8 protein-coding genes are annotated in these 10,923 nt (G+C 45.3%); 5 read left to right on the forward strand and 3 right to left on the reverse strand.

All coding sequences use genetic code 11. From position 1 onward, the window contains the following. The first annotated feature begins 7 nt into the window (after nucleotides 1-7). The 3 genes from DWW91_RS22890 (at nucleotide 8) to DWW91_RS22900 (ending at nucleotide 5,921) form a co-directional block, all read left to right on the forward strand. Nucleotides 8-1,909, forward strand: coding sequence for a long-chain fatty acid--CoA ligase (locus DWW91_RS22890; RefSeq protein ID WP_122329008.1), 1,902 nt, complete (start codon nucleotides 8-10; stop codon nucleotides 1,907-1,909). Between the two features lie 114 nt (nucleotides 1,910-2,023). After that, entirely contained in the window at nucleotides 2,024-4,615 is a 2,592-nt protein-coding gene (locus DWW91_RS22895) for a DUF5686 and carboxypeptidase-like regulatory domain-containing protein (protein WP_010802871.1), read from the forward strand. Then, entirely contained in the window at nucleotides 4,593-5,921 is a 1,329-nt protein-coding gene (locus tag DWW91_RS22900) for a Na+/H+ antiporter NhaC family protein (protein ID WP_122329009.1), read from the forward strand. The genes DWW91_RS22895 and DWW91_RS22900 overlap by 23 nt, the downstream gene beginning before the upstream one ends. 294 nt (nucleotides 5,922-6,215) lie before the next feature. On the opposite strand, the gene DWW91_RS22910 is transcribed toward DWW91_RS22900, so the two are convergent. Then, nucleotides 6,216-7,169 carry an NAD-dependent epimerase/dehydratase family protein gene (locus tag DWW91_RS22910; protein WP_007656131.1) on the reverse strand — a complete coding sequence of 318 codons (954 nt, stop codon included), beginning with the start codon at nucleotides 7,167-7,169 and terminating at the stop codon, nucleotides 6,216-6,218. 252 nt (nucleotides 7,170-7,421) lie between these two features. Here DWW91_RS22910 and kbl point away from each other — a divergent pair, with 252 nt between their 5' ends. Further along, nucleotides 7,422-8,612 carry a glycine C-acetyltransferase gene (gene kbl / locus DWW91_RS22915; RefSeq protein WP_010802868.1) on the forward strand — a complete coding sequence of 397 codons (1,191 nt, stop codon included), beginning with the start codon at nucleotides 7,422-7,424 and terminating at the stop codon, nucleotides 8,610-8,612. A gap of 84 nt (nucleotides 8,613-8,696) precedes the next feature. Here the strand turns inward: kbl and DWW91_RS27900 are convergent, their stop codons facing one another. Next, nucleotides 8,697-8,867, reverse strand: a complete 171-nt coding sequence (locus DWW91_RS27900; protein WP_007656129.1) for a hypothetical protein — start codon at nucleotides 8,865-8,867, stop codon at nucleotides 8,697-8,699. 120 nt (nucleotides 8,868-8,987) lie between these two features. Here DWW91_RS27900 and DWW91_RS22920 point away from each other — a divergent pair, with 120 nt between their 5' ends. Next, nucleotides 8,988-9,836: a histidinol-phosphatase gene (locus DWW91_RS22920; RefSeq protein WP_199722620.1), complete on the forward strand. Its 849-nt coding sequence runs from the start codon at nucleotides 8,988-8,990 to the stop codon at nucleotides 9,834-9,836. 21 nt (nucleotides 9,837-9,857) lie between these two features. Here DWW91_RS22920 and DWW91_RS22925 read toward each other — a convergent pair. Continuing rightward, nucleotides 9,858-10,923 (reverse strand): Helicase associated domain protein (locus tag DWW91_RS22925; protein ID WP_199722621.1); only part of this gene is annotated, 1,066 nt, incomplete at its 5' end.

A 10,923-nucleotide genomic window follows, 5' to 3' on the forward strand; every position in this document is an offset into this window, starting at 1 on the left:
AGATGTCATGAAAAGAACATTGGTAGACCTTTTTGAAAACTCGGTGAAACAATATCCCGACAACCCGTTCTTATGGGAAAAGACAACAAACAAATTTGAGCCTACCACCTACACACAGGTAAGGGAACAGGTTTACACGCTGGGCGCCGGACTGGTTGCCCTGGGAGTAATGAAAGGCGACAACATGGCCCTGCTCAGCGAAGGCCGCAACGCCTGGATCATCGGCGAACTGGCGATGTTCTACGCCGGAGCCACCAACGTCCCCCTCTCTATCAAACTGGAAGAGGCAAACGACCTGTTGTTCCGTCTGACACATGCCGATGTAAAATATATTATGGTATCCGGCAACCAGTTGAAGAAAATACGTTCTATCGTCGATAAATTGCCGTTGCTCCGGCAAATCATCATCTTCGACGACCAAAAAGAATATCAGGAAAAAGAAATTCCCCTCTCTAAAGTAATAGAAATGGGGCAAGAATACCTCAGTGCACATCCGTTGGAAGAGTTTCTGGCAATCGGACAATCGCTTACCAACGATGATTATGCCACAATCACCTACACCTCCGGAACAACTGCCGACCCGAAAGGCGTTATCCTCACTCATCGCAATTACACGGCTAACGTGGAGCAATCACTTACCTGCGTAGATATCGACGATACCTGGCGCACGTTGGTTATCCTTCCGCTCGACCATTGCTTTGCCCATGTGGTAGGCTTCTATATATTTATGTATAAAGGAGCTTCGGTAGCTACCGTACAGGTGGGAAGAACCGGTATGGAGACGTTAAAGAATATCCCTGTAAACATCAAGGAATTTAAGCCGTATTTAATATTGAGTGTCCCGGCCCTTGCCAAGAACTTCAAGAAGAATATCGAACAAGGCATCCGGGCGCAGGGTAACATGGTCAACCGTCTGTTCCACATGGGACTGAACGTGGCATATACCTATAACGGGGATGGCGGCGATGACAAAGGTCGTGGCTGGCGGTTCCTGCTAAAGCCGGTTGTAAGCCTGTTCGATAGTATCATCTTTTCTAAAGTCCGTGAAAACTTTGGCGGCGAACTGAAGTTCTTTATCGGCGGCGGTGCCCTGCTGGATAAGGATTTACAAAAGTTCTATTATGCCATCGGCCTGCCGATGTATCAAGGGTACGGGCTTAGCGAAGCAACCCCTGTCATCTCGACCAACGGCCCGCGCCACCACAGGTTTGGAAGCAGCGGCGTACTGGTTCAACCGCTTGACCTGAAAATATGCGACCAGGAAGGTAAAGAACTTCCCCTCGGAGAAAAAGGCGAAATTGTTATCCGCGGAGAAAATGTCATGGCAGGATACTGGAAAAATCCGGCTTCTACGACCGAAACCATTAAAGACGGTTGGCTTTACACCGGGGATATGGGATATATGGGTAAAGACGGCTTATTATATGTATTAGGCCGTTTCAAAAGCCTGCTGATCGGTAGCGATGGCGAAAAATACAGTCCGGAAGGTATCGAAGAAGCATTGGTTGAACATTCTTCCTGCATCGACCAACTGTTGCTTTACAACAACCAGAATCCTTATACGGTTGCCTTGGTTGTACCGAACAAAGACCATCTGAAAAGACATCTCTCCCACCTGCAACTCGATCTGAATACGGAAAAAGGAAAAGAAGAAGCCATCCGTATCATCCAAAAACAGATCGACCGTTTCCGTAAAGGGGGTGACTTGTCATCTATGTTCCCCGATCGCTGGCTACCCACCACATTTGCCGTCTTGCCCGAACCGTTCACCGAACAAAACGGCATGGTTAACAGTACAATGAAGATTGTCCGTGGAAAAGTAGAAAAAGCATACGCTTCCCGCATCGATCATTTATACACACCGGAAGGCAAGAATCCGGTAAATAGGGAGAATATAAAGTCGTTGTAAACGGCTCCTGCATCCTCCTTGATTAAATATTATTAATAAGGCTGACTCCGCTCCTACGGGGAAAAAGCTTACCTTTGCCAACTGCATTATCCGAGAAGGAATAACGTTAGTTTCATGGTAAAAAGAATTCACTTAATAGTATTATTGGTTCTGTTGCAGGCAGTGACCGGTGTTGCCGTTTTATATGCGCAAAGCATGACCTCTGCATCCGGTATCGTAAAGGATTCAATAACCGGAGAACCTTTGGCTTTTGTTTCCGTCTATTTTGACGGTTCAACCATTGGGGCAATGACCGACGACAACGGGGCTTTCGCCTTACAGAACGATAAAGGTTATAACAAGCTGGCTGTCGCATCATTAGGATACGACACTAAAATACTCGACCTGAAAACCGGACAGAAGAATGACGGACTTACCATTGACCTTCGCCCTACCGCTTTCGAAATATCCGAAGTCATCGTCAAACCCAAAAGAGAAAAATATTCCCGTAAAGACAATCCGGCCGTCGAACTGATTAAAAAAGTAATCGAACATAAGAACGACAACCGCATCGAAGCCAAGGACGAATATCAAACCGAGGTATACGAAAAACTCTCTCTCTCCCTGGATGACTTCAACCCGGATTTCGAGAAAAACAAGTTCATGAAGAAATTCAAATTCATCAAGAACTACCTGGACAGTTCCGAATTTAACGGTAAACCCATCCTGACCCTTTCCGTTCGTGAAACAATTGCAGATAGATATTACCGGAAACATCCGAAAACAGAAAAAACGATTGTCAAAGGCAAACGTATGCAAGGCGTCGACCAGACTCTGGATGACGGCGGGGGCATCACCTCCAACCTGGAAGAGATATTTCAGGGCATCAACATCTTCGATAATAATATCAATATCCTGTTGAACCGTTTCGTCAGCCCCTTGTCCTCCACCCTGGCTACCAGCTATTATAAATACTATATCATGGATACCCTCGATATAGGAGGCGATAAATGTGTCGACCTGGCTTTCGTTCCGGTCAACAGCCAGAGTTACGGTTTTACCGGAAGGTTATACATCACTCTTGACGGTAATTATGCCTTAAAAAAATTCCTGCTGAACACCCCCGCCAATATCAACCTGAACTGGGTGGACAAACTCCGCATCGAACAGGAATTCGAACGGATGCCGGACAGCACCTGGGTAGTAAAGAACGAAAACACCTATGTCAATTTCTACCTGGTAAAAGGCGCCCAGCAGCTCTATGCGCACCAACTCAGGAATTACGACAAATACAATTTCAACATAGAACAGGCGAAAGCAGACTCCGTTTTCAACCTGCTGGGTTCACTCCATACATTACCTGTGGCAATCGAACAGCCCGATACCTTCTGGATAAACAACCGCCATGTGCCTCTGAAAGAAAAAGAAAACGCCTTGGACGACCTACTGGCCCAACTCCGGAAAGTCCCGGCATTCAATGTAATCATCAAAACAGCAGAAATACTTATATCCGGATATATCCCGACAGCCGGCGATAAAAAATCCACCAAATTCGACTTCGGTCCGATGAACACGACAATCAGCGGTAACAGTCTGGAAGGTGTCCGTTTACGTATCGGCGGTATGACGACAGCCAACCTGAATCCTTACTGGTTCGCCAGCGGATATCTCGCCTACGGAACGAACGACCGTAAACTGAAATACAATGTAAAACTGACACATAGCTTCAATAAAAAACTATACCACGAAGGAGAAAGTCCGGTCAATAATTTATCCTTTATCCAGGAATATGACGTATATACCCCCGGACAGGATTTCCTTTTCACCAGCAAGGATAACATCTTTGTTGCCTGGAAAGTAGGCGAACCTGTAACTAAAATGCAGTATATCCGCAAATCCATGTTCCAGTACGAAAAGGAATGGCTGAACGGCCTTACGTGGAGGTCATGGGTCTATAACCAGAATAACCAGGCTGCCGGAACGCTCAAATATATCGAGAAAGAAGCAGACGGCACATTGATTCAAAAAAAGGATATTACAACCTCTGAAATCGGAACACAACTCCGTTTCGCTCCCGGTGAACGCTCTTACGACGGACGCTCCGGAAAAGAATCGGTCTTCAACCTGTCGAAGGATGCTCCTATCTTCAAACTGTCACATCAGTTGGGTATCAAAGGGGTACTGGGTGGAGAATATAACTACAATCATACGGAAGTCAGTGCGGAAAAACGTATCTGGTTATCCTCGTTCGGGCATATCGATACGCAGTTGAAAGCCGGAAAAGTATGGAACAAAGTACCTTTCCCGCTGCTGATCCTGCCGAATACCAACCAGTCAATTACTATCCAGCCGGAAGCATTCCACATGATGAATGCCCTGGAGTTTGTGACAGACCAATATGTTTCATTCAATGCAACTTATTATTTAAAAGGTTGGATATTAAACCGTATCCCGGGTATCAAATGGCTAAGGTTACGCGAAGTAATCTCTTTCAATGGTATCTACGGAGGACTGACGGATAAAAACAATCCGGCCTTGACACCGAATCTGTTCCTCCTGCCCGACGGCACACGTCCTTTGGGTAAAACACCCTATATGGAAGCAAGCGTCGGCCTGGAAAACATCTTCAAGATTCTTCGTATAGATTATTACCGACGGCTTACCTATCTGGATGAACCGAATATAAAGAAAGGAGGGGTGCGTATTGCGTTGCGATTCTCCTTCTAACTCTCCTTTAAATCATGCGCCTAATGCCTGGGCACTCATACCTTTACTGGTATTCCTGCTCACCTATCTGGTCGTATCCATATTGGCAGGCGATTTTTATAAGATGCCTATCACCGTAGCTTTTGTCATATCATCTGTCGTTGCTATCGCCATATCCAAGGGAGGAAAACTGTCCAACCGTATCGAACAATTCTGCCGCGGAGCTGCCAACAGCAATATCATGCTGATGGTACTGATCTTTATTCTCGCCGGGGCGTTTGCCCAGACAGCCAAAGCGATGGGGGCCGTAGATGCGACCGTCAATCTGGCAATGTCGATCCTGCCCGGAAACCTGTTGGCTGCCGGTATATTCCTGGCTGCCTGCTTTATATCTATTTCAGTCGGGACCTCCGTAGGTACAATCGTTGCCCTCGCTCCAGTGGCAGTAGGTATTGCCGATAAGACGGGAATGCCCGATCCCCTGATGCTCGGAGTGGTTGTAAGCGGAGCCATGTTCGGCGACAATCTGTCTTTCATATCCGACACTACGATCGTTGCCACCCGAACACAGGGATGTAACATGAATGATAAGTTTAAAGTGAACATCCGTATCGCTCTCCCCATCGCTATTATTACAGGTATAATATATGTATTGGTTGGAAGCGGTATCGACAGCAATTACACAGCCGGAGCGATCGAATGGACAAAGGTGGTTCCTTACCTGGTAGTCCTTGTCGCCGCCATTTGCGGAGTCAATGTAATGCTGGTCTTATTTATCGGTATCCTGCTCTCCGGCATTGTCGGATTGCTGACGGGAGGTTTCGACATATGGGGCTGGACAGCTTCGATGGGACTCGGTATAACCAATATGGGTGAACTGATTATCGTCACTTTACTGGCAGGAGGCATGTTGGAAATGATTCGTTACAATGGAGGTATCGACTGGATCATCCTCAAACTGACTTCCCGCATCCATTCCTCCAAAGGAGCGGAAATGAGTATCGCCGCATTGGTCAGCTTTGCCAATCTCTGTACGGCAAACAATACGATTGCCCTGATCATGGCGGGACCGATCGCAAAAGATATTGCAGATCGTTTCAAAGTCGACCCACGCCGCAGCGCAAGTATTCTGGATATTTTCTCTTGTTTCATTCAGGGAATCATCCCCTACGGGGCACAGTTGCTAATGGCTTCAGGATTAGGTCAGGTCTCCCCTCTCGAGATTATGCAGTACCTATACTATCCTTATTTATTGGGATTCGGCGCTTTACTGGCAATCCTCTCAGGATACCCGAAAAAATACAGTAACATGGTTTCTACGAAATAGCAAATCCAGACACATATAAACAAAAAAAGGCTATCCATCACGGACAGCCAATCTTCATTGTTAACCTTAAATCTAATACCATGAAAAACACAGTGCAAATATAGGGGTTTTATGTTATTCAGCATAATATTTGCAAGAAAAATGCCTCGCATTAACATTATTTAACCAAAACATGCTCTAAAACATATAAAATGAAGTATCCTTTACAGGAAACTTTATTACTCACCCCACTTAAAAATAAAGGGGACACCCTAAACCGGATATCCCCTCCCATCAACAAACCTCTTATATTTGTTATTTACCGAAACGTTCTTTCAGTTTTGCGATCATGTCTTTAGTCATTGTATCCAGATCGTAAGTCGGCTTCCAATCCCATTCTTCACGGGCACAAGTATCATCCAATGAATTGGGCCATGAATCAGCGATCGCCTGACGCAACGGATCAACCTTGTATTCCATCTGGAAGTCAGGAATATATTTACGGATATTGTTTGCTATAATTTCCGGATCGAAACTCATAGAAGCAATATTGAATGAGTTGCGGTGTTGCAGACGTGTAGGATCGGCTTCCATAATCTGGATAGCAGCATGTAATGCATCCGGCATATACATCATATCCATAAATGTTCCGGCAGCGATCGGACATTCAAACTTCTCACCCTTTACGGCTGAATAATAAATATCCACTGCATAGTCAGTTGTACCACCACCCGGAGGAGTTACGTAAGAAATCAATCCCGGGAAGCGAACCGAACGTGTATCCACACCGAAACGGATGTTATAATAGTCGCTCAACAACTCGCCGGAAACTTTAGTCACACCATACATCGTACGCGGGTTACGGATCGTATCCTGCGGAGTCTTGTCTTTCGGAGTGTTGTTACCGAATACACCGATAGAACTCGGAGTAAATACGGCACATTTCATTTCACGTGCTACTTCCAGTACGTTGAATAATCCACCCATACCGATCTTCCAGGCTAACTGAGGCTTTGCTTCAGCAACGGCAGACAACAATGCAGCCAGATTATAGATTGTGTCAATCTTATATTTAGACACTGTCTCGGCGATCTGCTGTTCATTTGTTATGTCAACAAGTGCAGAAGGTCCTGATTCCAATAGTTCACCTTTGGGTTCTGCTCCGGATATATAACCTGCTACGATGTCGCCATCATAACGTTTTCTCAACTCCATGGTTAACTCTGAGCCGATCTGACCGGTAGAACCGATAATTAATACATTCTTCATTGCGTTTTTATTGTTCTTTTAAGTTTTTTCTGCGGCAAAGGTATAGAGAATAAAATTGTTCCCACACGATTTTCTTGTGTTTTTTCATGCTAATATTCAAAAAAAAATATGACCTTTGCTTCACCAGTTGAGAGTTGACTATTAACTGTTGACAGTCCTTTGTAACAAAAACGAACTAACTGTTACTTTTCAACTATCAATTGTTAACTAAATAGTCTACTTGATTCAAAAATACTAACAAAAAACAAAGTTATGTACGGTAAACTGAAAGATTTCCTTACACAGGAACTGGCTAACATTAAAGCAGCCGGATTGTACAAAAACGAGCGTATTATCACTACGCCACAAAGAGCCGACATTAAAGTAAATGCCGGAAGTAATGTTTTAAACTTCTGTGCCAACAATTACCTTGGTCTGTCAGACAACCAGCGTCTGATTAAAGCAGCTAAAGATGCCATGGATTCTCACGGATACGGTATGTCATCCGTTCGTTTCATCTGCGGAACACAGGATTTGCACAAAGAATTGGAAGCCGCTATTTCCGATTATTTCAAAACAGAAGATACGATTCTGTATGCCGCCTGTTTCGATGCAAACGGTGGTTTGTTCGAGCCGTTGTTCGGCGAAGAAGATGCCATCATCTCCGATGCGTTGAACCACGCCTCCATCATTGACGGTGTACGTTTGTGTAAAGCAAAACGTTATCGCTACGCCAACGCCGATATGGCTGACCTGGAACGTTGCTTGCAGGAAGCTCAGGCACAGCGTCATCGCATCATCGCCACAGACGGTGTCTTCTCTATGGACGGTAACGTTGCTCCGATGGACAAGATCTGCGAACTGGCAGAAAAATACGATGCACTGGTCATGGTCGACGAATCTCACTCAGCCGGTGTAGCCGGTCCGACAGGTCGCGGTGTGGCAGAACAATATAATGTATATGGAAAAATAGATATTTTCACAGGTACATTAGGTAAAGCATTCGGTGGCGCCATGGGTGGTTTCACTACAGGTAAAAAAGAAATTATCGACATGCTCCGCCAGCGTTCACGTCCTTATCTGTTCTCGAACTCAGTAGCACCGGCTATCGTCGGAGCCAGTCTGGAAATGTTCAAGATTCTGAAAGAAAGCGACGCACTGCATACTAAGCTGATGAACAACGTTTCTTACTTCCGCGATAAGATGCTGGCTGCCGGTTTCGATATCAAACCGACACAGTCTGCTATCTGCGCCGTAATGTTGTATGATGCCAAATTGTCTCAGGACTTTGCTGCAAAAATGCAGGAAGAAGGCATTTATGTAACAGGATTCTACTATCCGGTAGTTCCGAAAGACCAGGCCCGTATCCGCGTTCAGTTGTCTGCCGGCCACGAAAAAGAACATCTGGATAAAGCCATTGCAGCATTTATCAAAGTTGGTAAAGAGCTGAATGTCATCAAATAAAAGATTGAAAAAAAGAAGCGGCAACATCGGGATGTTCCGCTTCTTTTCTTCCTAAAACAATCTATTAACCTATAAATATACCTATCAGTAATTATTATCTTCCTCGCTATCGACAAGGTTGTTCAACTCAAACTCCAGACTGACTATATCTTTCCTCCACGAATCTAAAATATGGGAAGGAATATCTTTCGGAGCATTATCTATCTTCGACTGGATATTCGAAACCTCCAGTTCCAATCTTTCTCGTCTGTTCATATCTCTTATAAATTATCACCTGTTTAACAATCTCTCAACTATTAAACAACAGTCCCGGTCAATATGTTCAGAAAGATTTTCTATCTTTGTATTCCTAAAACAATCGACAATAGAATATTTATGCAACTTAGTAATTATCACAGTCATTGTACATTCTGTGATGGGCGCAGTACGCCTGAAGACTTTGTAAAGTTCGCTATATCCCATGGCTTCCGGGCGTATGGATTTTCATCACACTCCCCCCTGCCCTTCGAGACCTTCTGGAACATGTCGAAAAACGACATGCCCGAATACCTGGCTGAAATAGACCGGCTGAAAAAGAAATACAGCGACCGGTTAGAAATATATACAGCCCTGGAAATTGATTATCTGGATGAAACCTACAACCCATCCATCCCTTATTTCCAGGAACTTCCGTTGGACTACCGCATCGGCTCCATCCATTTCCTTCCTATCTCGGAACATCTGAGTGAAGAGAATATGGTCTGTATCGACGGTTCCTTCGCTGATTATAAAGCATCGGTAGAACGTTATTTTGAAGGAGATATCCGCAAGTTGGTAACCCGTTATTATGATTCGACACTAAAAATGATAGAAGCCGGCGGTATCGATATTGTCGGCCATATGGATAAAATATATATGAACGGGCACAAATGCGAAGGTTTCTCTTTTGACGCAGCCTGGTATCAGGAACCGTTCAGAGCAACCCTCGACCTGATAGTAGAAAAAGGATTGATGGTTGAAATAAACACCAAAAATCTGGAAAAGAAGCAACAGCTATTTCCCCGGAAAGAGTACCTCGGATTACTGAAAGAGATGAACATCCCCGTGATGGTTAATTCCGACTGCCATTATCCTGACCTGGTAAACGACGGACGGGAAAAGGCATTCAAATTGCTGAAAGAGATCGGGTTTAAATCTACCCGTGAATTGGTGAAAGGGGAATGGCAGGATGTCGCCATTGACTAATAGGAAAGTATTATTGGAAATTTACCTCAAACTCCAGGGGAAAGAAATCTTATCCAGCAGACTCCTACGATCAGAGGAGAGTTCGCCTTTTTTCAAGGCTCTGCGCTGTACGAAACACCAACTGCCCAGCTTGTTCTCACGGGCGGTTGGCCAGCGGTTGTTTTCAGAGAAGAATTGTTGTAGTTTTTCATAGTTTTCCATCCAGACATCATCGATGGTCCAGATAAAACCTTCGGCATCCATCCGAGCGATGCGTTCAGCTGAAAGTAGACCTTGTTTCCGGTTTTTACGCTGGGTGTTACACCAACTGCCGGCTTTTCCTTCATTGCTTTTGGGCCAGCGTTTATGTTTCTTGTAATAAATAAGTACCTGCTGCCAGTTCTCCGCCCAGAGCGAATCCAGATCCTGTTCCCACCAGAAGCCGATCGAATCGAGCAACCGGATTCTTTCATTGGAAAGGAGACCTTTCTTTCGTGCCTGCCGTTGGGTGTTGCACCAGGTATTCAGTTTGTTTTCACCGCGTTTGGGACAACGGTGTTCTACAGCCATAAATGCTTTCAGTTCTTCAAAGCAGTTCATCCAGCGGCTGTCCTGCACCTCCCATTCAAAACCGATCCGGTCCAGCTGTGAGATATAATCTTCCGACAACGTCCCTTTCTTCCGGGCAATCCGCTGGGTATTGCACCAGTTTCCCAACTTTCCTTCGGCTGCCTGCGGCCAGCGCCCTTCACGTTCCTTATATTCGATCAGACGCTCATACATGACCGGCCACGCATCCAACTCCGCCAGCATATCATCCACACGGGCACGGATATCAGACAGGAATCCGGTTACCTCAAACTCCATAAAGCCTTTAAAGCTCTTCGGGGCACGGATCGCCGGATGATAAACCAACTCCCTTGACATAGCCTCATAAACAGAACGCCCCGAAAGGTTATTGACAAAGTCAAGCACTACCGGATGACGGTCCGAACCTGCTTTCAGGCAACGGCCCAGCTGTTGCAAGGCGACCACATATGATTCCGTCCGACGCAGGAACATGGCAGCATCTACTCCTTCCACATGCAATCCTTCGATCAGCATATTT

The organism is Parabacteroides sp. AF17-3, assembly GCF_003635445.1.
In the GTDB taxonomy this organism is placed as follows: Bacteria; Bacteroidota; Bacteroidia; order Bacteroidales; family Tannerellaceae; genus Parabacteroides; species Parabacteroides goldsteinii.

Bases quoted from the DNA above. Each gene is read 5' to 3' on its own strand.
- kbl (WP_010802868.1), top strand. From the start codon at position 7,422: ATGTACGGTAAACTGAAAGATTTCCTTACACAGGAACTGGCTAACATT.
- DWW91_RS22920 (WP_199722620.1), top strand. From the start codon at position 8,988: ATGCAACTTAGTAATTATCACAGTCATTGTACATTCTGTGATGGGCGC.
- DWW91_RS22910 (WP_007656131.1), bottom strand. From the start codon at position 7,169: ATGAAGAATGTATTAATTATCGGTTCTACCGGTCAGATCGGCTCAGAG.
- DWW91_RS22890 (WP_122329008.1), top strand. From the start codon at position 8: ATGAAAAGAACATTGGTAGACCTTTTTGAAAACTCGGTGAAACAATAT.
- DWW91_RS22895 (WP_010802871.1), top strand. From the start codon at position 2,024: ATGGTAAAAAGAATTCACTTAATAGTATTATTGGTTCTGTTGCAGGCA.
- DWW91_RS27900 (WP_007656129.1), bottom strand. From the start codon at position 8,867: ATGAACAGACGAGAAAGATTGGAACTGGAGGTTTCGAATATCCAGTCG.